Genomic DNA, 25820 nt, shown 5'->3' on the forward strand with positions numbered 1-25820 from the left:
CCATCCAGCACACCCCACCTATCGAACTACCTTCGGATATAGGCGGTCAGATGAGTCATGTGTTGATCATTGGTGCATCTCGTGGCATTGGCCTGGAACTGGTGCGCCAATATCTGGACGCAGGCGATAGCGTCATCGCTACCGCCCGCCAAGATGACGATCTCGCACGCCTGGCAGAAATGGGCGCCAAGGTGTTGAAGGTTGACGTGGCCAGTCCGGCGAGCATCAGCGGGCTGAGCTGGCACCTGGACGGCGAATCCCTTGATGTGGCGCTGTATGTGGCTGGCGCACTGGTGGGCGACCCGGCGACCATCCCGCCGACCCGGGATGCGTTTGATCGTGTCATGCACACCAATGTGATGGGTCTGATGCAAGCGATTCCGCAGGTGATGCCCATGGTGGAAGAGGCCGGAGGCGTGTTTGGCGCCTTCTCCAGCAGCATGAGCCAGATCGGGAATGTGCCGGGCAGCGATGGCTGGTTGTACCGGGTAAGCAAGGCGGCAGTGAACATGGCTGTGGCCAGCGCGCGGTTTGACTACCCCAAGGCTTGCATGGTGGCGCTGGACCCAGGCTGGGTTCGCACGGACATGGGCGGAGAAGGTGCGTCGCTGTCTGTCGAGGAGAGCGTAAGCGGTTTGCGCAAGACGATTGCGGGACTGACGCTGCAAGACAGTGGCGGCCTCTTCCATCACGACGGGCAAGCCGCCAGCACCTGGTAGTCGGCCAATCGACAGTGGCCAAACGACGAATCAATCAACGAATCACTGAACAGATACCGGAGACAAGGGACAGCCATGCTGCTCAATGAAGATCAAAAAATGGTTCGCGATGCGGTGCGCGCGTTCGCACAAGAGCAACTCTGGCCCAAGGCAGCCGAATGGGACAAGCACCACACTTTTCCCAAGGACGTGCACAAAGGCCTGGCCGAGTTGGGTGCCTATGGCATTTGCGTGCCGGAAGCACTGGGCGGTGCGGGGCTGGACTACGTGACGCTGGCAGTGGTGCTGGAGGAAATCGCGGCAGGTGACGGTGGCACGAGCACTGTCATCTCTGTGACCAACTGCCCGGTCAACGCCATTCTCATGCGTTACGGCAGCTCGGAGCAGCAGGAGGAATGGCTGCGTCCGTTGGCGCAAGGCAAGCTGCTGGGTGCTTTCTGCCTGACCGAGCCGCATGTCGGGTCTGACGCTTCCGCGCTTCGCACCACCGCTGTGCTCGACGGCGGTGAATACGTCATCAACGGGACCAAGCAGTTCATCACCAGTGGGCAAAACGGCGACGTGGCCATTGTGATTGCCGTGACAGACAAGGCCGCAGGCAAGCGCGGTATGAGTGCGTTTCTGGTGCCCACCGAGAACACTGGCTATGTCGTCGACCGTCTGGAAGACAAGCTGGGCCAACATTCCAGCGATACGGCGCAAATCCGGTTCGACAACTGTCGCATTCCGGCACGCTTTCGCATCGGTGAGGAAGGCGAGGGCTACAAGATCGCACTTTCCGCACTGGAAGGCGGGCGCATTGGCATTGCGGCGCAGAGTGTCGGCATGGCGCGCAGCGCCTACGAATGCGCCTTGCAATACGCCAAGGAGCGGGAGAGCTTTGGGCAGCCCATCTTCCAGCATCAGGCGGTGGGCTTCCGTCTGGCGGAAATGGCCACACAAATCGAGGTGGCCAGAGCCATGGTGCACCATGCGGCGGCTTTGCGAGACGCTGGCGAGCCTTGCCTGAAAGAGGCGGCCATGGCCAAGCTGTTTGCCAGCGAGATGGCAGAAAAAGTGTGCAGTGACGCCATTCAGGTACATGGCGGCTACGGCTATGTCAGCGATTTTCCTGTGGAACGCATCTATCGGGATGTACGGGTGTGCCAGATCTATGAAGGTACGTCTGATGTGCAGAAAATACTGATTCAGCGCGCTATCGCCTGAAGTCTGCCCGCAGGTCTCTGGTCAGGCGTATGATTTCGCCCCATGAAGATCATCATTCTGGGTGCGGGCCGAGTCGGCGAGAGCGTGGCGGAGAGCCTGGTATCCGAACAAAACGACATCACGGTCATTGACCAGGATCCTCACCGGCTTCGGCAGCTGGAAGAACGACTCGATCTTCGAGGTGTGGTGGGCAACGGAATTCAGCCGTCAGTGCTGCGCGAGGCAGGAGCACGCGATGCTGACATGATGATTGCCTGTGCTGCCTCTGATGAGTCCAACCTGGTGGTGTGCAAGATCGCGCACGATGTGTTCAACGTCCCCACCACGGTGGCACGCCTGCGTTCGCCGGAATTCAATGAAGGCGACGAGCTGCTGGGCAAATCCGGTTTTGCTGTCGACAACGTGATCTGTCCGGAAGAGTCGGTCACCAAGTACATCCGGCAGCTCATCAGCTTCCCGGAGGCGCTGCAGGTGGTGGAGTTTTCGCAGCAGCGCGCGTGCCTGATTGTGGTGCGCGCCTCGGCAGGTGGTGCTGTGGTGGGTCACACCATTGGTGAGCTCAAGGACCGCTTTCCTCACGCTGAGATGCGGGTGGTGGCGCTCTACCGGCTGGATACCGAAATGGAAGCCAAGCCGAATACCCGCATTCTGCCGGGCGACGAGATTTTTGTGCTCGCTGATGTGCGCAAGATCCGCGCCGTGCTCAGTGCCATCCATAACGTGGACAAGCCGGTTCAGCGCGTGATGATCGCAGGCGGCGGCAAGGTGGGTTTGCGCCTGGCACGCAGCCTGGTGGGGCAATGTGAAGTCAAGATCATCGAACAGGACCGCGAGCGTTGCGAATATCTGGCCAGCCAGTTGCCGTCGAGCATGCTGATCCTGCATGGTGATGGTGCCGACGAAGACCTGCTGCTGGAAGAGAACGTGGGCGAGATGGACATGTTCCTGTCCCTCACCAGCGATGACGAAGACAACATCATGTCAGCCATGCTGGCCAAGCGAATGGGTGCCAACCGCGTGATGGCGCTGATCAACCGCCGTGCCTACGCGGACATGATGCAGGGAAGCACGATCGATATCGCCATCTCGCCTTCGCAAACCGTCATTGGCGAATTGCTGGCACACCTGCGGCGCGGCGATGTGGCAGCCGTGCACAGTTTGCGTCACGGCGCGGCCGAGGCACTGGAAGGCATTGCTCGTGGGGATGTGAAAACGTCGAAGCTGGTCGGGCGCCGGGTTGAGGAAATCGACTTGCCGCCGGGCGCGCGAATTGGCGCCATCGTGCGAGGGAAAGACAAGGCCTCAGAGGTGTTGATGCCCCATCACGATACCCTGATCGAAACGGACGATCACATCATCATCTTCATCCCGAACAAGCGTCATGTGAAAGAAGTTGAGAAACTGTTCACGGTGAGCGCAACCTTCTTCGGTTGATTCTGGCCTGGCCCAGGACGCGCATGTCCAGCTCCCATTTGACTCCGGTGCGGCGCGTGATGCCGTTGCTGGGGGCCATTGTGATGGTGTTTGCGTTGACCATGGCTGTTCCGATGGGGGTTTCGCTGTTCATTCACGACGGCGCCGAGCGAGCCTTTCCACTGGCAATGGTGGTCACGTTTCTTGCGGGGGTCGCGTTTCGGTTTGGCCTGGGTCGGAGGTACTTCAAGATAGAGCTCCACAATCGGGACGGCATTTTGCTCGTGGGGCTGGCCTGGACCCTCTTGCCGGTCTTCGCCACGATTCCGTTGCTGGTCTATTTTCGGCAGCAGGGCATGCCACTGACCTTCACTCAGGCTTATTTTGAGGCGGTGTCCGGGTTGACGACGACGGGGGCGACGGTGCTGACCGGCCTGGATGCCCTGCCAGGGTCGATCAACCTGTGGCGATGCATGCTCCAGTGGCTGGGCGGTATGGGCATTCTGGTGTTGGCGGTCGCTATCTTGCCCATGCTCGGTGCTGGCAGCAGCCTGATCTTTCGCGCCGAGGCCACCGGCCCCATGAAGGACAACAAGCTCACACCGCGTATCACCGAGACGGCCAAGGGGCTGTGGTCGGTCTACGCGGGCCTGTCGATGGCATGCGCGCTGGCTTACTGGTGGGGCGGGATGACGCCACTGGACGCCGTGATTCACATGTTTGCGACCCTGAGCCTGGGTGGCCTGTCGTCGCACGACGCGAGCTTCGCCTATTTCAATTCGGCGACACTGGAATGGATCGCCATCGTCTTCATGTCCTTGGCCAGTTGTAATTTTGCGCTGTACTTTGTGGCGTTCTCAAAGCGTCAGCCGATGCGCGTCTGGCAGGATGCAGAATGGCGCGCCACCATCGGGCTTCTCATCGCGAGCAGTGTGGCCGTGGCTGCATTGCTGCTGGCCAAGGGGACCATGCATGACCCTTGGGAGACATTGCGGGTCTCGCTGTTCAATGTGATCTCCATAGCATCGACCACAGGTTTTTCCTCGGTGGACTACACCTTGTGGCCGGTGTTTGCTCCCATCTTCATGATCATGCTCTCTGGCGTGGCCACCAGCGCAGGTTCGACCGGGGCGGGCATCAAGATGGCCCGGATGGTGATCCTGTTCAAGCAGGCCCGGCGCGAGATGAAACGCCTGGTCCACCCGCGGGCTGTGATCCCTGTGACATTGGGCGGACACCTTGTGGAGGGCTCCACTATCTCGTCGGTGCTGGGATTCATGCTGATCTATGGTGGCACCATCACATCACTGACAATGGTGCTGCTGCTCACAGACATGGAGTTCGATACGGCGTTCAGTGCCGTGGTAGCCTGTGTGAACAACATGGGACCGGGCCTGAACGAAGTCGGACCTGCCGGCAATTACGCAGGCCTCAGCGCTTTTCAGTCCTGGGTGTGTTGCGTGGCCATGCTGCTGGGTCGTCTGGAAATGATCTCCTTCCTCGTCCTGTTTACCCCGGGGTTCTGGCGAAAGTAGTCACCCCATAGAAAATCAAGAACGGAGCGACGGTTTTGTATACCTGGATGCCGGTGTTCAACGTGTTTGCACGCGTGTTGTTCGCCTTCTCTTTGGTGTTTTTGGTGCCGCTGGGCTGGGCCTGGAGCGAAGACCACGAGCGCTATCGCTATGTCTGGGAAGGCGCAGGCGCACTGACGGCCATCACCGGATGGGTCTTGTGGCTGATTTCGCGCAAACACACGCGGGAGCTGCAGGCCAAGGACGGTTTCTTGCTGGTGAATCTGGTCTGGCTGATCCTGCCAGCCTTTGCTGCCATTCCGCTGATGTTCACCGTGCCTGACATCACCTGGACGAGGGCCTACTTTGAGGCCATGAGCGCACTCACGGCAACTGGCGCCACAGCGCTCAGCGGACTCGACCACTTGCCCGTTTCGGTGAATGTGTGGCGCTGCTTTTTGCAGCTGGTCGGTGGCCTGGGCATCATGCTGCTGGTGGTGGCGGTTCTGCCCATGCTGGGCCTGGGAGGGTACCAGCTGTACAAGGCCGAGACCCCCGGCCCCATGAAGGATGCCAAGTTCACTCCGCGCATTTCCGAGACCGCGCGTGGTCTGTGGGGTGTCTACTTCGGCTTCTCTGCGGCTTGCCTGCTGGCGTACCGGTGGGCAGGCATGAGTTGGGCGGATGCGTTCATGCACATGTGTACCACCATGGGTCTGGGAGGCTTTTCTTCGCATGACGCGAGCATCGGTCATTTTGATTCGGCGGCTGTGGAGATCGTGGCATCGGTCTTCATGGCACTGGCCGGCATCAACTTTCTGCGCTATTTCATCGTGATTCGTAGCCGCTCGTTGATGCCGCTCGTGCGCGACAGGGAGATCTTCACCTATGTGCTCGTGCTGGTGGCGTCGATTGGGCTGGTCACCATCTTGCTGATCGGTCACGATGTGTACGAGCACCCGCTGGATGCATTGCGATCGAGCACCTTTCATGTGCTCTCACTGGCCACCACCACCGGTTACGCCTCGACGGACTATGCTCTCTGGCCCGTCTTTGCACCGGTGTTGCTGATGTTCCTGGGCTGCTTTGTCTCTTGCGCCGGTTCAACGGGCGGCGGCATCAAGATGGTTCGCATGGTCTTGCTGGTCAAGCAGGCCCGGCGTGAGCTGGTGCGAATCATCCATCCTCGAGTGGTCAACCCGGTGACCCTGGGGGGGCAAACACTGCCTGTGTCCGTGCTCACGGCCACTTTCGGGTTCATGCTGATCTATGGTGCCGTGACCATGTTTCTGACCATGGTGATGATGCTGACAGGAATGGACATCGTGACTGCGTTTTCTTCCGTGGTCGCCACTGTGAACAACATCGGCCCTGGCCTGGGGGCGGTGGGCCCGGCCAGCAATTACGGCGTGCTCAGCGAATTCCAGATTGCCGTGCTGTCGCTGGCCATGCTGCTGGGGCGGCTGGAATTGCTCTCTGTCCTCGTTCTCTTCACCGGGGCCTTTTGGCGGAAGTAAGGACGCCCCCTGCGGCGCTTTGCGCCGTCCCCCACTGAGGGACGTTGCGCACGGGCCGGGGAACCCGGACCCGTCGCAACCTGGGATATGCTGCGCCCCTCACTTGAGGGGCTTTTTGCTTTTGGGAGTTGGTATTGGCATTTCAGCCAGTAGTTACCATTCATCACTTCCGAGCGTCTCTTCTTTCATCTCTCCTTTTCTCCCCCCCCCTATCCCCCCCGCCCCTTTCCACCCCCGCCGGGGCGGAAAGGGGAGCCTTTAAACATTCGGCTTCTGCGAGTTGGACGGGTGGCTACTGGCGGGAGGTTGCCAGTGCTCCTGGCTCACCACGGTTTCTCCATCGCTGTCGTAGAGACTTCGCCTGCTCATGGTTCGCTCAAGGCCGCCTGCCAACTTTGCCGCTGCGCGGCTCGTTGGCACGCTGCTGGCGAGACAAGTAACTTCCAGCAGATTTGTGACGCGCGAAGTCAGCGCCTAACTGACAAGCCGCAAAGCGGCAAAGTCAGATGGGCGCCGTGGGCGTGAAGACGAAAGCCGAGGCCCCTACGACAGCTTCAGCGAAATGCATGTACCCCAAACCACGGTGGCGACGCATCGAGCCGTAGAAGCGCAGCCAGAAACCAGAAGCCAAATGAGAGCTCCCCCTTTCCGCCCGGCGGGGTGGAAAGGGGGCTGGGGGGATAGGGGGGAGAACAAGGAAGATCGAAGGAAAGAACGCTTCAAGCGAACAAGCGAACAAGCGAGTTGGCCCCAGCTTGAGAAGGCAAAGAAGAAGCATCACTTCGGCACAGAAGGAATCATCAACCCCCTCTCCACCGCCGGCCGCGCCTCAAACGCCTTCACCACCCTCGCCAGATGAGGAAAGTCCTCAAACCCCACCAGCGCACCAGCGTCATAAAACCCCACCAGATTACGCACCCAAGGCCAGATGGCGATGTCGGCGATGGTGTAGTCCTGCCCCATGATCCAGGGGCGGTTGTCTTTGGCCATCTGGCCTTCGAGTACGCCCAGCAAGCGACGAGACTCTGCCGCGTAGCGGTCACGCGGGCGTTTGTCTTCGTATTCCTTCCCTGCGAACTTGTGGAAGAAACCCAGCTGGCCAAACATGGGCCCCACGCCGCCCATCTGGAACATCAGCCATTGCAATGTTTCGTACCGCCTGGCACCGTCTTTGGCCAGCAGCATGCCGGTCTTGTCCGCCAGATAGATCAGGATGGCGCCGGACTCGAACAGCGTCATCGGCTGGCCGTCCGGGCCGTGGGGGTCAAGAATTGCCGGGATCTTGTTGTTCGGGTTGAGTGAGAGAAACGCCGGAGAGTTCTGATCGCTGGTACCAAACGATACCAGGTGAGGCTCATAGGGCAGTCCCGTCTCTTCCAGCATGATCGACGCCTTGACCCCGTTGGGGGTGTTCAGGGAGTAGAGCTGGAGTCGGTCCGGGTGGCGCGCAGGCCATTTGCTCGTGATATTGAAGCGAGAAAGATCTGATTCAGCCATGGGAGTCACCTCCTGTGTGTGAAGCCTGTGTTGTACCCCTTACGGGTTCGTGTTTAGGACGTGTTTAGGACGTTAGCACTGAGGGAAAGTACGCACGATTTGCTGGGTCAAGGGTATGGCTCCTGTAAGCATGGTAGGTCTACTATTGGGGTTCGGCCACTTCCAGTGGAGGCTGGCCGCTTGCGGGCCAAGCACATGCGCCAGGCTGGACGAAAAAAGAGACGTAGAGGAGCAGAACATGCCAATCACCAAAGGCTTCAAAGCACTGGTGGATGAAGCCAATGCGCAGGTCACCACCTACACCGTGGGGCAAGTACGTTCTCGCTTGCATGCCGACCCCAAGTTGCAATTGGTGGATATCCGTGACATTCGCGAACTGGAAAGAGAGGGAACCGTTCCTGGGTCCCTGTTCGCGCCACGCGGCATGCTTGAGTTCTGGTTTGACCCAGAGTCCCCGTACTACAAGCCTGCCTTCGGCGATGAAGGCAAGGAGTATGTGCTCTACTGCGGAGCCGGCTGGCGCAGTGCCTTGGCCGCCAAGACGCTGCAAGACATGGGTATGACCAATGTTGCCCACATGGACGGCGGCTTTGGTGCCTGGTCCAAGGCGGGCGCACCGACAGAGACTTTGCAGTCTCACCGGGCCCGCAGCTCACAACGCCGCCCTCTGGCGGCATGAGCGTCGCCAGCGAAGCGTGCCCCTGCGGGAGAACGGCAGGGCGCAGTGACCGTGCGCTTGCACTGGCAGATTGCTGCGGCAGGTACCACCGGGGTGATGTCCCTGCGCCCGATGCCGAGTCGCTCATGCGCTCGCGCTACAGCGCCTATGTGTTGGGCTTGAATGATTACCTGATGCAAACTTGGCATCCGGACACACGCCCTGAATCCGTCGACGCCGACCCTAACGTGCATTGGCTGGGGCTGAGCGTGAAGCACCATGGCATGACGGGGGAGCACACGGCGGACGTGCGATTTGTGGCGCGTTACAAAACCACGGGGGAAGGCGGCGGCAAGGCACAACGCATGGAAGAACTCAGCCGCTTCGTGCGTGAGGTGGACGAAGGCGGCGTCGAGCGCTGGCTCTATGTTGACGGCGACGTCACTGACTGAGGGCGCCGCTTGGCCTTCGCCTCGGCAGGCGAGCGGGCCTCGTGTCTTGGGCTAGACTGAGCACCTCCAGTCAGTCAACAAGTCAGTCACAAGAACCATCCCGGCGGGTCAGGGCCTGAATTTATCCATGAAATTTGAAGCGGTGCTGTTCGATTGCGACGGCGTTCTGGTGGACAGCGAACCCATCACCAACGGCGTGTTGTGTCAGATGCTCAACGAAGCGGGGTGGGCCTTGAGCCAGGCCGACTGCGAGCGCATCTTCATCGGCAAAGCGGTGCGCGACGAGCGCGCGCGCATCGAGGCCGAAACGGGCACACCGCTGACCGACGAGTGGATGACAGCGTTTTACGCGCGGCGCGACCAGCGGCTGCGAGCCGAACTCAAAGCCATGGACGGGGCACTGGAGGCCGTGAGAGCTGCGCATCGCCACACGAGCGGTCGCATCGCTTGTGCATCAGGCGCCGACAAGGCCAAAGTCATCATGCAGATCGAGATGGCGGGTATGTCACCATATTTTGGCGAGGGCATTTTCAGCGGTCATGACCTGCCACGTTCCAAGCCCGCTCCCGACGTGTACCTGGCTGCGGCTTCGCACCTGAACGTAGCACCCGCGAACTGTCTGGTGATTGAAGACACGGCCACTGGCGTGCGTGCCGGGTTGGAGGCCGGTGCCACGGTGTGGGGCTACTGCCCGGCCGGTCATGGGCGGGCATTCGAGGGGCTGCCTGTGGCGCGGATTTTTCACCACATGGACGAGCTCAGCCAGGCCATGGCAACACGCTAAACTGCCGCCATGAACCTGAAAATCGTTGTCTATTCCAAGTCCGCCTGCCCGCAGTGCGATTCAGCCAAGATGCTGCTCAAGTCGAGATCGCTCGACTTTGAAGAAGTCAGGATTGACGACGAAGAAGAGCGCCTGGCCTTCTATGCCAAATGCGGTCCGTCGGTTCGGCAGATGCCACAGATCTTCATCAACGATCAGCGCGTGGGTGGCCTGACGGGCCTGCAGGCAGCGCTGACGCAGATCGGGAAGTAAGGCCAGCGCTCAGTGGCGGGGGTTCACCCGCGCCACTCCCCCGGCGTCTTCCCGGTCCACGCCTTGAACGCTCGGGAGAAGCTCTTCTCGTTCTGAAAGCCCACGGCCTGGGCAACTTGTTTGATCGGGCGTTGCGTGCGTTGCAGCAGTTCCATGGCGCGCTGACGCCGCACTTCGTCTTTCAGCCCTTGCAGGCTGGCGCCTTCATCCTTGAGCTGCCGGTGCAGCGTGCGCACCGAGATGCCCAGCAGGGTAGCGGTGTCGTCTGCGTTGTGCGTGAGTGCCGGCCGGTCGCGCAGCGCTGATCGCACCCGTTGCACCAGCAGGCGGTCACGGCGGTAGAGGTGAACGGTCAATGGCAGGGCGCGTTGCAACATGTGCCGCATGGCGGCTTCGTCCCGGCGCAGGGGCAGGGCCAGATAGGCGGCGTCGAAACTCACGGCACTGTGCGCGGCGTCAAACTGTGTGGGTCCGTCAAATAGCACGCTGTAGGCATCCGCATGCGATGGTGGTGAGAACGCCATCTGTGCGCCCCTCAACGGAATGCGGGAATCGACATACCAGCAGGACAAACCCAGCACGTTGCGCAGCAACGAGACGTGGCAGAACTCGCGCAACTGGCCGCCAGTTCCGGGTGGCCGATGCTCCACCAACTCGATCGTGGCGAGCTCACCGCGGGTGTGCAGGAAGAGGGTGACGCCGCGGGCGAGCAAGGCGTGGTGGCGGCACCAGCGCTGAATGGCCAGCCCCAGCGTTGGCGATGAAAGCGATGCACGGGCGAGCATGCCGTAGCTGCCCCAGGGCAATGGACGTTCAAACCAACCCAAGGCTTCGTCGTCCAGCTCACGCATGGCAGCGTCAGACAAGGCTTCCATCTGATGCGCCGTCATCCGTGCGTTGGCATCGGCGGCGTTCAACCCGTTCAGAGTGAGGCCGGCAGCGGCCAGAGCATGGACGGGGTCCATCTGGCGGGACTGATAAGCCAGGACGATGGCACGCGCAAAGCCCATGGGGGTGGCACGAATCGGTGATGAACTGGAGGGCGATGGCATGAAGTGCTGCAGTGAAGGCGAGGGGTTTCAGTCTCTTCGTTCAAACCGGTCATTCTGATCTTCAATGGCACGATTTGCAACCAAAGTGACCTGCTGCGTACCTCGTAAAACGTTATGCTGGTGGACGAATTCCATCCGCAGTCCGCTCAAAGCGGGCGACAGACACGCAGGCAAAGCCCATGACAACGCTGGAGACACACCTCAACCCACGATCGGCCGAATTCAAGGCCAATGCCGACGCCATGAAAGCGGTGGTGGAGGATTTGAGGGCCCAAGTGGCTCAGGCCAGCCAGGGTGGCGGCGAAGCTGCACGCCAAAAGCATTTGGCCAGGGGCAAGCTGCTGCCGCGCGACCGGGTGCAGATGCTGCTCGACCCTGGTACGCCGTTCTTGGAGTTCTCGCCACTGGCCGCGTACGGCATGTACGACGGAGCAGCACCTTGCGCGGGGGTGATCGCCGGCGTGGGCCGTGTGAGTGGTGTGGACTGCGTGATCGTCTGCAACGACGCCACGGTCAAGGGCGGTACCTACTACCCCATGACGGTGAAGAAGCATTTGCGGGCGCAAGAGATTGCGCAGCAAAACCGCATGCCCTGCATCTACCTGGTGGACTCAGGTGGCGCCAACCTGCCCAATCAAGACGAAGTGTTCCCGGACCGCGACCATTTTGGCCGCATCTTCTTCAACCAGGCCAACATGAGCGCGCAAGGCATCGCACAGATTGCGGTGGTGATGGGGTCCTGCACCGCGGGTGGCGCGTACGTGCCCGCCATGAGCGATGAAACCATCATCGTGAAAAACCAGGGCACGATTTATCTGGGCGGCCCGCCGCTGGTGAAGGCCGCCACCGGTGAAGTGGTGAGCGCAGAAGACCTTGGCGGTGGAGATGTGCACACGCGCTTGTCTGGCGTGGCCGACCACCTGGCCGAGAACGACCTGCATGCCATCTCGCTGGCCCGGCAGGCGGTGAAGAACCTCAATGCCCGCAAAGCACCACCCATCGCGCTGCACGAGCCGGTCCCACCCAAATTCGCCGCCGAAGAGTTGTATGGCGTGATCCCCACCGACACGCGCAAACCTTTTGACGTGCGCGAGATCATTGCGCGCATTGTGGATGGCAGCGAGTTCGACGAATTCAAGGCGCGCTTTGGCACCACCTTGGTCTGCGGTTTTGCGCGTATCGAAGGCATGCCGGTGGGCATCATTGCCAACAACGGCATTCTGTTTTCCGAGTCGGCCCTGAAGGGCGCTCACTTCATCGAGCTGTGCTGCCAACGAAAGACGCCCTTGGTGTTTTTGCAGAACATCACAGGTTTCATGGTGGGCCGCAAATACGAGAACGAGGGCATAGCGCGCAATGGCGCCAAGATGGTGACGGCGGTGGCCACGGCGCAAGTGCCCAAATTCACCGTGATCATTGGCGGCAGCTTTGGCGCGGGCAACTACGGCATGTGCGGCCGTGCCTATTCGCCTCGATTCCTGTGGATGTGGCCGAATGCCCGCATTTCGGTCATGGGCGGCGAACAAGCAGCGAGCGTGCTTGCCACGGTCAAACGCGACGGCATTGAGGCCAAAGGCGGCAGCTGGAGCGCGGACGAAGAGGCCGCCTTCAAAGCGCCGATCAAGGAGCAGTATGAAGTGCAGGGCCACCCCTATTACGCATCGGCGCGTTTGTGGGACGATGGTGTCATCGACCCGGCCGATACCCGGCGCGTTCTGGCGCTGGGCCTGTCGGCCGCGTTGAATGCGCCGATTCCGGAAACGAAGTTCGGCATCTTCCGTATGTAGGGAACGTCCCAACCCCGAGACGCTTCGCCTCTTCCCTTTGAAGGGAGCGCAAGTGGGCAGACCGGCAAAGCCGGCTCTGCGTCTGCCTCGGTTGGGATGCCTGCCCACATATTTGAATAGAACTGAGATTTTTATAGCGATGAACCCTAACGCTCACTTTCTTCACCTGGCTGGATACAACGTCTGGGCGACGCGTCGCCTGATCGATGCGGTGGATGCCTTGAGCGACGAAGACTACCGCCGTGATGTGGGGCTGTTCTTCAAGAGCATTCATGGCACGCTGAACCACTTGCTGGTCGGCGAGCACTTCATCTGGTATCCGCGGTTTGCGAAAGGTGCTTCACCCAAGATGCCGCTGGATGCCGAGGTGGAGCCGCATCGCGACCGCCTGGGGCAGGCGCTCAAAGGTGGCGCGGCCAACTGGCAGGCACTGATCGAATCATGGGCGCCGGAAAAATTCGATGGCGATCTGAGCTATACCACCATGAGAGGGCAGGCGGTGAGCCTGCCCTTCGCGGTCACGCTGGCTCATGTGTTCAACCATGGCACCCACCACCGCGGTCAGATCACTGCTGCGTTGACGGCGATGGGGCAGCCCGCACCGGAGCTGGATCTGGTCTATTACCTGCAGCAAGTGCAAAGCGAGGGCACGGCATGAACGAGAACCTTCGCCTCGACGTGACAGGTGGTGTGGCCCGCGTGACGCTCACGCGCTCGCAGGTGCGCAATGCATTCAACGACGCGCTGATTGGCGAGCTGGATGACGCCTTTACTTCGCTCGGCGGAAGGGATGACGTGCGCGCTGTGGTGCTGGCCGCAGAAGGGCCTGCATTCTGTGCCGGCGCTGATCTGAACTGGATGCGCGCCATGGCCGACTATTCCCGCGAAGAAAACCTGGCCGATGCCGGACGCCTGGCCAGCATGCTGCGCGCCATCTACGAATGCCCGAAACCGACCATTGCCCGCGTGCAAGGTGATGTGTATGCGGGCGGCATGGGCCTGGTGGCGGCGTGTGACATGGCGGCGGGTGTGAACACTGCGCATTTTTGCCTGAGCGAGGTGAAGCTGGGCCTGATTCCCGCCACCATCAGCCCGTATGTGATTCGCGCCATGGGCGCGCGCGCGGCGCACCGCTACTTTCTCACGGCGGAGCGTTTCGATGCCGCCGAGGCCCATCGGGTGGGCTTGCTGCATGCATTGGCGTCCGACGAGGCCGCACTGGATGCGCAAGTCCAGTCATGGACCGATGCCTTGTGCAGCGCCAGCCCGAACGCGGTGGCCGCTTGCAAACGCCTGGTGCAGGATGTGGCACACCGGGAACTTGAAGCAGATTTGATTGCCCAAACCGTGGAGGGCATCGCCGATATTCGCGCCAGCGACGACGGTAAAGAAGGCGTGCAGAGCTTTCTGCAGAAGCGCAAACCGAGCTGGCTGACTTGAGCGAGAAGCATGGGGCCTGATGCCTGAGCGCAAGGAGGACACCGCATGACAACGAACAACACAAACGGTATCGAAACTGCCCCAGGCGTCTGGGAGCAGGTGGGGCAGTGGTGGTCGAGTGTCGGCGGCGACGCTGCCACGGAAGGTGCGGCCCAAGTGGGCGCCACCCTGGGCGACGCCGCTTCCACCGCCATGAACCACATGGACATGCCCAGCTTGCTCGCTCTGGCGGCCGCGCTGGGCTGGGCAAGTGGCTTCCGGCTCTACGCGGTGGTGTTCATTGTGGGCGCTTGCGGTGCGCTGGACTGGATCGCTTTGCCGTCTGGCCTGCACATGTTGGAGCACCCAGCGGTGCTGCTGGTCAGCGGCGCCTTGTTGTTTGTGGAGTTTTTTGCCGACAAAATCCCGGGCCTGGACTCCGTCTGGGATGCCATCAACAGCTTTGTTCGCGTGCCCGCCGGCGCGGCGCTGGCGGCCGCCGTGCTGGGCGCCGACAGCACCACCATGGCCCTGGTGGGCGCATTGATGGGCGGCACGCTGGCCGCCAGTAGCCAGGCCGCCAAAACCACCACCCGGGCAGCCATCAATACCTCCCCAGAACCGTTCTCTAACGTGGGCATGAGCTTTGTGGAAGACGTGTCGGTTGTGGGGGCCGTGTGGCTGGCCACCAACCACCCCATGCTGTTCGGCGTGGTCCTGCTGTTTGTTCTGGTCGTGATGTGGGTCGTGACCTGGATGCTGTTCCGTTTCTTGCGAGGCGCTTTGCGCCGCATTCGCCAATGGCTCAACCCAGAGCCCGAGCCTGAAAGACTGTGATGTTCAAGAAAATCCTGATTGCCAATCGTGGTGAGATTGCCTGCCGCGTGGCTGCGACGGCGCGCCGTCTTGGCGTGCGCACCGTGGCGGTGTATTCCGATGCCGACGCGCAAGCCAAGCATGTGGCCGCCTGCGACGAAGCGGTTCACATTGGTGGCAGTGCCCCCAAGGACAGCTACTTGCAGTGGCAACGGGTGATTGACGCGGCCAAGGCCACCGGCGCGGAGGCCATCCACCCTGGTTATGGCTTTCTGAGCGAAAACGAAGCGTTCGCCGATGCCTGCAAGGGTGCGGGCCTGGTTTTCATCGGCCCGTCGGCAGACAGTATCCGGGCCATGGGGCTCAAGGCCGAATCCAAACGCCTGATGGAATCCGCCGGTGTGCCACTGGTGCCTGGCTACCACGGTGAAGACCAGGACCCTGCCTTGTTGCAACGCGAGGCCGACCGCATTGGCTATCCAGCGCTGATCAAGGCCAGTGCTGGTGGTGGCGGCAAAGGCATGCGCGTGGTCGAGCGCAGTGAGGATTTTGCGGCGGCGTTGGCGTCGTGCCAGCGAGAGGCGCGCAACAGCTTCGGCAGCGATGCCGTGCTGATCGAGAAGTACGTTCAACGGCCGCGACACATCGAGATCCAGGTGTTTGGTGACAGCCATGGCAACGTGATTCATTTGTTCGAACGCGATTGCTCGGTGCAGCGTCGCCACCAGAAGGTGCTGGAAGAGGCACCCGCCCCAGGCATGACACCAGAGCTGCGCGCCGAAATGGGCGCGGCGGCGGTGGCGGCAGCCAAGGCTGTGAACTACGTGGGCGCCGGTACGGTGGAATTCATCGTCGAGCAGGTGGGCGGGTATGGTTTGGGCGTGATGCCGGGAGCCGACGCCGGGCCGCCCCAAGTCGGCTCAGCCCCCTCGGGGGGCAGCGACCCAGCGCAGCGGCGGAGCGTGGGGGCACAGGGAGCCGACGCCGGGCCGCCCCAAGTCGGCGCAGCCCCCTCGGGGGGCAGCGACCCAGCGCAGCGGCGGAGCGTGGGGGCCAGATTCTTTTTTATGGAGATGAATGCCCGATTGCAGGTTGAGCATCCAGTGACGGAGGCTGTGACGGGGCTCGATCTGGTCGAGTGGCAACTCCGTGTGGCGGGTGGCGAGTCACTTCCTCTTCTCCAGGAGGAAGTCACACTCACAGGCCACGCCATCGAAGCGCGAATCTGCGCCGAAACACCAGACAAGCAGTTCCTACCGGCCACAGGTGAACTTCAGGTGTACCGGTCGCCCATCCACTCTGCATTTGAGCGGGGTGTGGTGCGCGTGGACAGCGGCGTGCGAGAGGGCGATGCCATCAGCCCGTTCTACGACTCCATGATCGCCAAACTCATCGTCCACGGCAACACGCGTGAGGAAGCCTTGGCGCGCCTGGACGCTGCGCTGACCGAGACCCACATCGTGGGCGTGTCCACCAACGTGCAGTTTCTGCGCAGGGTGGTGCACAGTGCCGCGTTCGCACAGGCGGAACTCGATACCGCGTTGATCCAGCGCGAGGCATCGGCTTTGTTCCACCACGATCCGGTGGGCGAATCGTTCACGGTGGCCGCGGCCGTGGCGCAGACCCTGATTCAGGAGTCGGCTGCCACGGCGTCCGACCCGTTCTCCCGTCGCGACGGCTGGCGGATGTTCGGCCAGGCAGAGCGTCGCTTCGATTTCAGTTATCACGGCAGCCCGTTGACGGCGAGCTTGGTGTATCTGCATGGCGGTGGCGTGCAGCTCAAGGTGGGTTCGCACGATGAAGTGTTGAGCTACCACTTGCTGCCTTCGGAGAGCGGGATCCGGTTTGATTTGCAATACGCTGGCCGTCGGCAGACGGTGCACACCTGGCAGCGTGGCGAGACGGTCCACGTCTTCTGCGGGCTGGGTGCCTCGGTCATCGACGAGCTCGATGTGCTGGCCCATGCGGGTGAGCGCGGCAGCGAAGGTGGGCGTCTCTCTGCGCCCATGCCGGGCAAGGTGTTGTCGTTCGCGGTCAAGGCGGGTGATGCTGTCAAAGCCGGTCAGGTGCTGGCCGTGATGGAGGCCATGAAGATGGAGCACACCATTGCCGCTCCCACCGATGGGGTGGTCACTGAGCTGTTGTTTTCGCCGGGCGATCAGGTGGGCGAGGGTGACGACTTGCTGCGTCTGGAAACGGTGGCCAGCGAGGCGGCTGCGCAACCCGTGTGACTGCGCGGTCTTTGCCCCGCCGCTACATTGCCTGACATGCATATCACCATTTGTTTTCCGGGCCCCAAGCCACTGGGCTGGCTCGCGGGCTTTCAGGCGGCGCTGCCTAATGTCGAGTTCTCCATCTGGTCCCAGGGCGAAACGCCGATGGCCGACTACGCGGTCGTCTGGTCGCCACCGCAAGCCTTGATCGACGAGCAAGTGCAACTCAAGGCCTTGTTCAATATCGGCGCCGGCGTGGACGGCATTCTCAAGCTGTCGCTGCCGCCGGACTTGAAGGTCGTGCGGCTCGACGATGCCGGCATGTCGGTGCAAATGGCCGAGTTTGTGTGCCATGCCGTTATTCGGCATTTTCGCGAATTCGATCAGGTGGAGGCGGCCATGCAGCGCGGCGAATGGGCGTTTCGCAAGCCCTTGCTGCGCCGCGACTTCCCGGTGGGGGTAATGGGGCTGGGTGTGCTCGGCACCCGCGTGGCCAAAGCTTTGCAGTCGTTCGAATTTCCTGTGCTCGGCTGGAGCCGCAGCGCCAAGACCATTGACGGTGTGCATTGCCACCATGGCGATGAAGGCTTCAAGGATTTTCTGGCCGGCACGCGTGTGCTGGTGAACCTCTTGCCGTTGACGGCGGAGACCGAGAACATTCTCAACCGCGAAACCCTGGCGCAATTGATGCCTGGCGGCTACGTGATCAACGTGGCGCGGGGCGCGCATCTGGTGGACGAGGACTTGCTGGCGTTGCTGGACAGCGGCCATCTGGCGGGTGCGGCGCTCGACGTGTTCCGGGAAGAACCTTTGCCAAAAGAGCACGCATTCTGGGCCCACCCCAAACTGCAATTGACGCCTCACACCTCTGCCCGGACCTTGCGGGACGAAACCATTGAACAGATCGCCAGCAAGATCCGGGCGCTGGAAAGCGGACAAGCCATCGCGGGCGTGGTGGATGCAACCCGAGGCTATTGAGTACACACCCTGGCAGAGAAACCCATGAACCAGCTACCCACGAAAGTTCGCATCATTGATGTCGGTCCACGGGACGGTTTGCAGAATGAAAAGCAGCCGGTGCCAGCGGCCATCAAGATCGAACTGGTGCATCGCCTGCAGGCCGCCGGCTTGAAAGAGATTGAAGTCACCAGCTATGTCAGCCCCAAGTGGGTGCCGCAAATGGCCGATAACCACGAGGTCATGGCCGGCATCACCCGTTTGCCCGGTGTGCGCTATTCGGTGTTGACGCCCAACATGAAGGGCTTCGAGGGAGCGGTATCGGATAAGCCTGACGAGATCGTGGTGTTCGGTGCAGCCAGCGAGGCCTTCAGCCAGAAGAACATCAATTGTTCGATCGCTGAAAGCATCGAGCGCTTTGCGCCGGTGGTGGCCGCGGCCAAAGCCGCTGGCATCGCCGTGCGCGGGGCCATGAGCTGCACGGTGGGCTGCCCATACGAAGGTGATGTGCCCGCGGAACGCGTCGGGTATCTGGCCGGCCTGATGAAGGGCATAGGCGTGGAGCGGGTGGACGTGGCCGACACCATTGGCGTGGGCACGCCGCGCAAGGTGCAGGCAGCGTTTGAGGCCGCCTTGGCGCACTACAGTATTGATGAGGTGGCCGGCCATTTCCATGACACCTACGGACAGGCTTTGTCCAACACCCTTGCCGCGTTGGAGCTGGGGGTCTGGAACTACCAGTCCTCCGTCTCCGGCCTGGGAGGCTGCCCCTACGCCAAGGGTGCGACCGGCAACGTGGCCACCGAAGATCTGGTTTACCTGCTGCACGGCATGGGCATCGACACCGGCATCGATCTCGGTGCCCTGGTGGATGCAGGTGTCTTCATCAGTGAACAGCTCGGCCGCGGTACGCCATCTCGTGTGGCGCGCGCGCTTCTGGCAAAACGCGATAGTTGAACTTCCTGCCCATGTCATCACAAACAACTTCTGACATTTCTTCGCATCCGTCGGCCACGCCCGCCGACATGACTCATCTCACGCCTTCCATGCAGCGCGTGGTCGACACGCTGGCGGCCAAAGGTCACCCTCACAGGCCTGTCATGTTGTCCGATGCCGCGCGCACGGCTCAGCAGGCGGCGGATGCACTGGGCGTGGCCCTGGGTCAGATCGCCAAGAGCATCCTCTTTCGTCGCAAGAATCATCCCAGCGGCGTGGATGCAGCGGTGCTGGTGGTGACTTCGGGTGATTTGCGGGTGGACGAGAAGAAAGTGCAGGCGCTGGTCTGCGCGGATGGCGGCAAGCTGGGCCGTGCCAATGCCGAGTTCGTCAAGGAGATGACCGGCTTCTCCATCGGCGGGGTTTCACCCGTGGCGCATGCAAGCCCTCCGGTTACCCTGATCGATCGGGAGCTGTTGCGTTTCGAGGAAGTGTGGGCCGCGGCAGGGCATCCCCATGGCGTGTTTCGCCTTTCGCCACAGGAGCTGGTGGAGCTGACGGGTGCGCCGGTGGCCGATGTGACAGTGACTGCCGACAATGCGCCGGAAGAAGGTGACCAATGACGGTAGGAGACCAAGACTCTACAAGGCCTGTGCCCTCGCCATGCATTTCCGTGTGTGTGATGGATGCTTCAAGCGGTTTGTGCAAGGGCTGCTGGCGCTCCATTGAAGAAATCGCTGCCTGGTCAGGTATCAGCGATGCGGAGAAGCTTCAGGTCTGGGGGAACATCAAATCGCGTATCCGGCACGCAGGCGCTGCACCATTGCCAGCGACGCCTGCCGATTCTGATTAGGCGACCTGCGCACACCATTGAAGGAGACAAGCATGGACGAATCACAGAAGGCAACCGAGTCAACGCAAGGCGATGTCCGGCAGATCACGTTTTACTACGACGTACTCTCGCCCTACGCCTACCTGGCATTTCACCAGTTGCCCCAATCCTTGCAGGGCGTGAGTTATCAGGTGGACTACAAGCCGGCGCTTCTGGGCGTTTTGCTTCGTGCCAAGAACATGCTTGGCCCGGCGGAAGTCGAGTACAAGCGCGACTGGGTCTATCGCCACTGTCTCTGGCTGGCATCGCAGCAAGGCCTGGAGATGGCCATGCCGGAAAAGCACCCTTTCAACCCCATGCCGCTGATGCGCCTGGCGCTTGCTTGCGCGCATCCGGATGCGCCGGCCGTCTCCAGCCGCCATGTCACGGGGCGATTGCTCGATCACGTCTGGTGCGGTGGGGCCGCTGTGGATGATGCAGACCGAATGGCCAGCCTGACGGCAGAGATGCAGTCGCACATGGCAGAGCGCAAGCTGCCCTGGCTGGCGCCCGACAGCGATGCGGTCAAGCAGCAGCTGCGGACCAACACGGAAGCCGCAGTGGCTGAAGGCGTGTTTGGCGTTCCGACTCTGCAGGTGGATGGGCGAAACTTCTGGGGGCTGGATGCCCTGCCAATGCTGCGCGCCTATCTGGATGGCGACAGCTGGTTCGCCTCGGGGGTGTGGGAAGCGGCTCCGGCGGTGCCCTCCGGGCTGCCCCCCAGAACCTGAATGGACGGCAGGGAGGTCAGACGAAATCGTCTGACTGCCCTACCTGGGCCGTGACCTTCATATTGGCAAACACCGGCCCGAAACTCTCCCACTGCGATCAACGCAGGTTGGCGCAGTTGGCATAGAAGGTGGTGGTCGCCGGCCAGTCGGAAAACACACCCAGCACACCCACATCCTTGGCGAGTACATCCAGTACGCGGAACTGATCGCCTTCACGGCCGATGGCGCTGTCAAACGTCTGGTAGTACCAGCCATTGTTGCCGTCCGCCAGAATGCCTGAGCGCTCCAGTGTCCAGGTGATGATGTCCAGGCCGGCGGAGCGGGCTTGCTGCGCATAGGGCGAGGGCACCAGCTGACCATTGCCGTCGGCTGCAATCAGGGCCCACAGCGGAGGCGCCACAATGTTGATGCCATCAGCCTTGTACTCGGCCAGCTCTGCGGCACCGGGCAGGTCGGCAGGGGTTTCGGCATCGTCAAGGTAGACCGCCTGACGCCCGAATGCCGGCGCATGGTTCAACCAGTACAGCACATCATCTTTGTTGAAAGACTGGGCAAACACGCGGCGGGCAGGTACCCCGGCAGACTTGTACTCGTCGATCATCTTCTGCGCATAGGCCTGCTGGGTGAAGCCTTCGAACGGCATGTCGACTGACGGGCTCTTGAGCTCAGGCGTCATCTTGACGCCCAGCTTCTTGAACAGGGCAATGCTCTCGGCGTGGGTCATCAAGGTGCCACTGGTGGGGCCGCTGTAGATGTCGGTACGCCAGTTGGCTGTGCCGGCAACGTAATCCTCGACAGTTTGCGCAGCAGGGTTGAATGCATCCATCTTGCCGCGCAGGCTCTTGAATTCGGCCAGGGTGATATCGCTGGTGCGGCATTCGGCGCTGGCTGGCTGTGTGACCTTGCCGTCGGTGTCGAGCACCGCAGGCGTGAAGGCCTTGGTGCACTTGGCGGCCAGCGGGGTCAGCAAGATGTTGGTGGTGGTGTGCAGGTCGTTCTGAGCGTGACGGCAGACGAGTGCCTTGTCCTTGGTGAACGTGACATCACATTCCACAATGCCCGCACCCATGCGGGCCGCCGCCGTGTACGACTCCATTGTGTGCTCTGGAAACTGCATGGGGGCGCCGCGGTGACCGATGGAGAAGTCACGCGAGGTGAACGCCGGCCGTTTCGTGCACTGCTGCATCTGCTTCTTCAGAGCGCTTTCTTCCATGTCGTTCGCCAGAAAAAACGGGCGTGCGCCAACCTGGATGCTGCGTGGCCGCTCGGAGAACCAGTCCTTGAACTTGCCACCATGATGTCCATGGTCAGGCGCAGCCATTGAGGCACTGGTGTGGGCAAATGTGCCAAAAGCGATAAGCAGGGCAGCACCCAAATGGATTCGAGAGAGCATGGACAGCATTCCTTGTCTGTGTCGAGTTGAAAAGTGGCGCGTCGAGGCAGGAGGGGGAGCTGCCTCGACACGGTTTCAAACCGCATCACTGGCCTGACGTCTGACAGCCAGCGCTGATCCACTCCGGCAGCTGCCACGCTGTAATCGGTCCTGTTGCCTTGTCCCTGTTGTGAAGGCCGTCGGTTTCGTTGCGTGGTGCTCGCTCGATCAGGCGCTGGCGGTGGCTTCCTGGCTATTGCCTGCGCCGGTCAAGGCCGCGATGCAAGGTGCATGCTACGGGCGCTGTGTGGCAGTACTGTGACGCAAGCATGGCCTTTAAATGACGACATGCACTACACGCCTTCCCTGCCCATTCACTCACCCATGGACCAGCCAAGGCTGCAGCTATCGATTGACGAAAGTGCTCTTGTCCGTGTCAAGCACAAATACCTGACCGAACGCACCAATGGAGACAGTCTTGCCATTGACGGTGGTGTATGAGCCCAGGCCAAGCGGGTGGTAGTCAGAGACGAATGCCGTGAGAGCGCCCAGGCCCAGCAGGCCGGAGAGCGGGCTGCGCTCACCAATGGCTTGCCTGATGGCCTGGCGGTGCTGGTCCGGATCCGGGTTGGTGGCCCATGCGGCACCAAGTGTCAGAGCCAGTAGCAGCAGAATCGCCCACCTGGCTCGTCCTTGCTGTGCGGTTGTTGGTCGACGCGTGGCGGTGTTCATGCTGGAGGAGCAATCATGCATTTGCGGGATTGGATGAGACAGCATCAGTATAGGTTGCGGATAACCATGCGAATTTTGCGTGTTTGATTTCGATCCTAGTATGGTTCCATGCCCTTCAAGATTAGCCCATATCACATCCTGCCCTGGCTTTGCGCTGCTGTGCTGGCGGCTGGCTTGATGCTGCCCATGAGCGGTGTGTTGCTGGGTGTCAGTCTGGTGGCGCTCATTGCTGCAGTTGGCGTGGGTGTTCATCATGCGGAGGTGATCGCTCACAGGGTGGGGGAACCCTACGGCACCTTGGTGTTGGCATTGTCGGTAACCATCATTGAGGCGGCGCTGATCATTTCGATGATGATTGTTGGCGGGGAGAAAAGCGCCAGTGTGGCCAGAGACGCCATCTACGGTGCGGTGATGGTCATTGTCACGGGGGTGGTCGGCTTGTGCCTGCTGGTAGGGGGTTGGCACCATCGTGAGCAAACGTTTCGGCTCGAAGGGACCAATGCCGGCATGGCGGCTCTTGCGGTGATGGCTGGCCTGGTGCTCGTCATGCCGTCGTTGACGATCAGCGCGCCAGGCGCGCGTTACTCTGGTTCCCAATTGGCGTTTGTCGCGTTGGGATCGCTCGCACTCTGGCTCGCCTTCATCTTCTTCCAGACGGTTCGCCACAGAGAGTTCTTTCTACCGGAAGAAGGGGCCGGTGACCAAGCTCATGCCGAAGGCGAATCGCCGACCACGCGGAGTGCCTTGGTCAGCTTCGGCTTGCTGGTGGTCGCTCTGGTATCCGTCGTGGGACTCGCCAAGCTGATGTCTCCATCGCTGGAAGCACTGGTCTCGAACTGGGCTTTGCCGCAGACAGTGGTCGGTGTCGTGATCGCTGTGATTGTGCTGCTGCCGGAGTCCTATGCCGCAGTGCGTGCGGCCAGAGCCAATCGGTTGCAGACCAGCATGAACCTGGCGATCGGCTCCGCGCTTGCCTGCATTGGACTGACGGTTCCAGTGGTGGTGGTCGCCGCACTGTGGCTGGACCTTCCCCTGAATCTCGGACTTGCTTCCAAGGACATCGGCATGCTGACACTGACCTTCGTGATGAGTGCCTTCACACTTGGAGCAGGACGAACCAACTTCATGCAAGGCGCTGTTCACGTTGTGATGTTCGCTGCCTTCCTGTTCCTGACACTGGAGCCGTGAAGCCTGTCCGCCTCAATCGTTCCTGGATCGATTTCGATGGGCGCGTTCGAGCATCATCCGCTGCTCCTGCTGATTCTGTGTCAATGAAGCAGCCCTCTCGTATGCGTCGGCTGCGGCAATGTGCCTGGACATTTGCTCCAGCAGGTCGCCATGGACTGCAGGCAGCCACGGGTAGTGTTGCAATTGATGCTGGTCAAGCAAAGCCTCTACGATTGGCAATGCCGCTTCTGGTCCATCTGCCTTTCCCACGGCGACCGCCCGGTTGAGCTCCACCACGGGTGACGGCATGCATTGCGCCAGTTCACCATAGAGGGTGGCGATGCGTTGCCAGTCCGTCTCGCTGGCCGATGGCGCCCTCGCGTGACATGCTGCAATGGCTGCCTGCAGCTGATAGCCACCGGCCGTTCTCTTGCTCACTGCTTGGGCCCTCTTCAGCGCTGACAGCCCTGACTCGATCAGCAAAGGGTCCCACTGCGAGCGATCCTGGTCCATCAGCAAGACGGGTTGACCCTTCTCGTCATGTCGTGCGGCCAGCCGAGAGGCCTGAATCTCCAGCAGCGACTGCAAGCCCAGCACTTCCGGCTCTTTGGGGGCCAGGTGCGTGAGCATGCGGGCCAGGCGCATCGCTTCATCGCACAAAGCTGGGCGCATCCAGTCGCCGCCGTCGGTGGCTGTGTAGCCTTCGTTGAAAATCAGGTAGATCACTTCCATGACAGATGCCAGCCGATTGGCCCGGTCTGCTTCGCCAGGCACTTCAAACGGCACGGACGCTTCACTCAGTGTGCGTTTGGCGCGAACGATTCGCTGTGCAATGGTGCTTTCCTTGCTGAGAAATGCACGAGCGATTTCCTGGGTGCTGAGCCCACCAAGCAGCCGCAGCGTGAGTGCCACACGGGAGGCGGGAGGAAGCAAGGGGTGGCAGGCAATGAAGATCAACCGAAGGAGGTCGTCATTGATTTCGGCATGCAGCCTGGCATCGTCCAGTGAGTCGGTGAAATCTGGTACGAGGTGCGCGCCAGCAGCCTCCAGGTCCGCAGCCATTGATTCATGATGCCGCTGCATCATCTGCAAATGCCGCAGGTGATCGATGGCCCGGTTGATCGCTGTGGTCATCAGCCATGCACCCGGTCGGTCCGGAAAACCGTCTTGTGGCCATTTCTCCAGCGCCGTCATCAGTACCTCCTGCGCGATCTCCTCAGCCACCGCCAGGTCCCGGACGCGCCGGGTGACTGCAGCGATGATGCTGGCTGACTCCATGCGCCAGATGGCGGTCACCTGTTGCGTGAAGCTGTCTGGCTTGGTCATATCGCGTGGCGTCACATCTGTGCCGGCGCTGCGGACTCGTCCATCCAGAAAACCTCCCACTGGTGACCGTCCAGGTCGGTGAAGCCATGCTGGTACATGAAGCCGTGGTCTTTGGGCTCGATCGGCGTATCTGCCCCCGCAGCCACGGCCTTGTTCACCACCTCGTTGACGGCCTCGCGTGAATCGACAGCCAGGGCGAGCAGCACCTCGGTCTGTTCGTGCGCGTTGCAAACGGGCTTGCGGGTAAAGCCCTGGAAGAAGGACTCGACGAGCAGCATGGCGCCAAAGCCGTTGCCGAGAACGAGGCAAGCGCCCTGGTCGTTGGTGAACCGCGGGTCGAACTCGAGTCCGATGGCTTCAAAGAAAGCGCGAGACCTGCCCATGTCACGAATGGGCAGGTTGACATAGATCTGTTTGAACATTTTCTGG

Annotated in this window: 26 protein-coding genes; 20 read left to right on the top strand and 6 right to left on the bottom strand. The window is 61.3% G+C overall.

From position 1 onward, the window contains the following. Positions 1 to 50: 50 nt before the first annotated feature. From ABWV89_RS06090 to ABWV89_RS06110, 5 genes are all read left to right on the top strand, one after another. Positions 51 to 719, top strand: coding sequence for an SDR family oxidoreductase (locus ABWV89_RS06090; protein WP_353395261.1), 669 nt, complete (start codon positions 51 to 53; stop codon positions 717 to 719). A 75-nt stretch (positions 720 to 794) separates the two neighbouring features. After that, a complete protein-coding gene (locus tag ABWV89_RS06095; RefSeq protein WP_353395263.1) occupies positions 795 to 1925 on the top strand; it encodes an acyl-CoA dehydrogenase family protein in 1131 nt (376 codons plus the stop codon). A 42-nt stretch (positions 1926 to 1967) separates the two neighbouring features. Then, positions 1968 to 3359 (top strand): Trk system potassium transporter TrkA, encoded by a 1392-nt coding sequence (trkA, locus tag ABWV89_RS06100; RefSeq protein WP_353395265.1) that lies wholly within the window; start codon positions 1968 to 1970, stop codon positions 3357 to 3359. Positions 3360 to 3382: 23 nt separating this feature from the next. Continuing rightward, positions 3383 to 4873 (top strand): TrkH family potassium uptake protein, encoded by a 1491-nt coding sequence (locus ABWV89_RS06105; RefSeq protein ID WP_353395267.1) that lies wholly within the window; start codon positions 3383 to 3385, stop codon positions 4871 to 4873. A gap of 35 nt (positions 4874 to 4908) precedes the next feature. After that, on the top strand, positions 4909 to 6369 hold the full coding sequence (locus ABWV89_RS06110; protein WP_502903157.1) for a TrkH family potassium uptake protein: 1461 nt from the start codon (positions 4909 to 4911) through the stop codon (positions 6367 to 6369). A gap of 777 nt (positions 6370 to 7146) precedes the next feature. Here the strand turns inward: ABWV89_RS06110 and ABWV89_RS06115 are convergent. Beyond that, complete coding sequence (locus tag ABWV89_RS06115; protein ID WP_353395270.1) at positions 7147 to 7866, bottom strand: glutathione binding-like protein; 720 nt, start codon at positions 7864 to 7866, stop codon at positions 7147 to 7149. Positions 7867 to 8104: 238 nt separating this feature from the next. On the opposite strand from ABWV89_RS06115, the gene ABWV89_RS06120 reads away from it, so the two are divergent. The 4 genes from ABWV89_RS06120 (at position 8105) to ABWV89_RS06135 (ending at position 10012) form a co-directional block, all read left to right on the top strand. Next, entirely contained in the window at positions 8105 to 8545 is a 441-nt protein-coding gene (locus ABWV89_RS06120; protein WP_353395273.1) for a rhodanese-like domain-containing protein, read from the top strand. Then, entirely contained in the window at positions 8542 to 8976 is a 435-nt protein-coding gene (locus tag ABWV89_RS06125; RefSeq protein WP_353395275.1) for a YchJ family protein, read from the top strand. Before ABWV89_RS06120 ends, ABWV89_RS06125 begins: the two co-directional genes overlap by 4 nt. Before the next feature lie 127 nt (positions 8977 to 9103). Then, positions 9104 to 9760, top strand: a complete 657-nt coding sequence (locus tag ABWV89_RS06130; RefSeq protein ID WP_353395277.1) for an HAD family hydrolase — start codon at positions 9104 to 9106, stop codon at positions 9758 to 9760. 9 nt (positions 9761 to 9769) lie between these two features. Beyond that, positions 9770 to 10012 (top strand): glutaredoxin domain-containing protein, encoded by a 243-nt coding sequence (locus ABWV89_RS06135; RefSeq protein ID WP_353395279.1) that lies wholly within the window; start codon positions 9770 to 9772, stop codon positions 10010 to 10012. A gap of 23 nt (positions 10013 to 10035) precedes the next feature. Here ABWV89_RS06135 and ABWV89_RS06140 read toward each other — a convergent pair whose 3' ends face one another. Beyond that, positions 10036 to 11064, bottom strand: a complete 1029-nt coding sequence (locus ABWV89_RS06140) for an AraC family transcriptional regulator (protein ID WP_353395281.1) — start codon at positions 11062 to 11064, stop codon at positions 10036 to 10038. A gap of 179 nt (positions 11065 to 11243) precedes the next feature. Here ABWV89_RS06140 and ABWV89_RS06145 point away from each other — a divergent pair, with 179 nt between their 5' ends. From ABWV89_RS06145 to ABWV89_RS06190, 10 genes are all read left to right on the top strand, one after another. Further along, the gene (locus ABWV89_RS06145) at positions 11244 to 12851 is read left to right on the top strand and encodes a carboxyl transferase domain-containing protein (protein WP_353395283.1); all 1608 of its coding nucleotides are present in this window, start codon (positions 11244 to 11246) and stop codon (positions 12849 to 12851) included. 139 nt (positions 12852 to 12990) lie between these two features. Continuing rightward, a complete protein-coding gene (locus ABWV89_RS06150; protein WP_353395285.1) occupies positions 12991 to 13509 on the top strand; it encodes a DinB family protein in 519 nt (172 codons plus the stop codon). After that, positions 13506 to 14291, top strand: a complete 786-nt coding sequence (locus tag ABWV89_RS06155) for an enoyl-CoA hydratase/isomerase family protein (RefSeq protein ID WP_353395287.1) — start codon at positions 13506 to 13508, stop codon at positions 14289 to 14291. The genes ABWV89_RS06150 and ABWV89_RS06155 overlap by 4 nt, the downstream gene beginning before the upstream one ends. Before the next feature lie 45 nt (positions 14292 to 14336). Beyond that, positions 14337 to 15107: a DUF4126 domain-containing protein gene (locus ABWV89_RS06160; RefSeq protein WP_502903158.1), complete on the top strand. Its 771-nt coding sequence runs from the start codon at positions 14337 to 14339 to the stop codon at positions 15105 to 15107. Next, entirely contained in the window at positions 15107 to 17317 is a 2211-nt protein-coding gene (locus ABWV89_RS06165; protein ID WP_353395289.1) for an ATP-binding protein, read from the top strand. Before ABWV89_RS06160 ends, ABWV89_RS06165 begins: the two co-directional genes overlap by 1 nt. Positions 17318 to 17353: 36 nt before the next feature. Next, the gene (locus ABWV89_RS06170) at positions 17354 to 18277 is read left to right on the top strand and encodes a 2-hydroxyacid dehydrogenase (protein ID WP_353395291.1); all 924 of its coding nucleotides are present in this window, start codon (positions 17354 to 17356) and stop codon (positions 18275 to 18277) included. A gap of 24 nt (positions 18278 to 18301) precedes the next feature. Beyond that, complete coding sequence (locus ABWV89_RS06175; RefSeq protein ID WP_353395293.1) at positions 18302 to 19213, top strand: hydroxymethylglutaryl-CoA lyase; 912 nt, start codon at positions 18302 to 18304, stop codon at positions 19211 to 19213. A gap of 68 nt (positions 19214 to 19281) precedes the next feature. Beyond that, a complete protein-coding gene (locus ABWV89_RS06180; protein WP_353396048.1) occupies positions 19282 to 19815 on the top strand; it encodes a YbaK/EbsC family protein in 534 nt (177 codons plus the stop codon). 59 nt (positions 19816 to 19874) lie between these two features. Next, a complete protein-coding gene (locus tag ABWV89_RS06185; RefSeq protein WP_353395295.1) occupies positions 19875 to 20045 on the top strand; it encodes a DUF1289 domain-containing protein in 171 nt (56 codons plus the stop codon). Positions 20046 to 20077: 32 nt separating this feature from the next. Next, positions 20078 to 20794 (top strand): 2-hydroxychromene-2-carboxylate isomerase, encoded by a 717-nt coding sequence (locus tag ABWV89_RS06190; RefSeq protein WP_353395297.1) that lies wholly within the window; start codon positions 20078 to 20080, stop codon positions 20792 to 20794. A 97-nt stretch (positions 20795 to 20891) separates the two neighbouring features. Here the strand turns inward: ABWV89_RS06190 and ABWV89_RS06195 are convergent, their stop codons facing one another. Continuing rightward, positions 20892 to 22187 (bottom strand): glycerophosphodiester phosphodiesterase family protein, encoded by a 1296-nt coding sequence (locus ABWV89_RS06195; protein WP_353395299.1) that lies wholly within the window; start codon positions 22185 to 22187, stop codon positions 20892 to 20894. A 384-nt stretch (positions 22188 to 22571) separates the two neighbouring features. After that, the gene (locus ABWV89_RS06200) at positions 22572 to 22898 is read right to left on the bottom strand and encodes a hypothetical protein (RefSeq protein ID WP_353395301.1); all 327 of its coding nucleotides are present in this window, start codon (positions 22896 to 22898) and stop codon (positions 22572 to 22574) included. A gap of 108 nt (positions 22899 to 23006) precedes the next feature. Here ABWV89_RS06200 and ABWV89_RS06205 point away from each other — a divergent pair, with 108 nt between their 5' ends. After that, complete coding sequence (locus tag ABWV89_RS06205; protein WP_353395302.1) at positions 23007 to 24086, top strand: calcium:cation antiporter; 1080 nt, start codon at positions 23007 to 23009, stop codon at positions 24084 to 24086. A gap of 12 nt (positions 24087 to 24098) precedes the next feature. Here the strand turns inward: ABWV89_RS06205 and ABWV89_RS06210 are convergent, their stop codons facing one another. Then, positions 24099 to 25391 carry an RNA polymerase sigma factor gene (locus tag ABWV89_RS06210; protein WP_353395304.1) on the bottom strand — a complete coding sequence of 431 codons (1293 nt, stop codon included), beginning with the start codon at positions 25389 to 25391 and terminating at the stop codon, positions 24099 to 24101. Positions 25392 to 25402: 11 nt separating this feature from the next. Beyond that, positions 25403 to 25813: a VOC family protein gene (locus ABWV89_RS06215; RefSeq protein ID WP_353395306.1), complete on the bottom strand. Its 411-nt coding sequence runs from the start codon at positions 25811 to 25813 to the stop codon at positions 25403 to 25405. Positions 25814 to 25820: the final 7 nt, after the last annotated feature.

The sequence above is a fragment of the Hydrogenophaga sp. 5NK40-0174 genome, from assembly GCF_040372165.1.
GTDB lineage: Bacteria > Pseudomonadota > Gammaproteobacteria > Burkholderiales > Burkholderiaceae_C > Hydrogenophaga.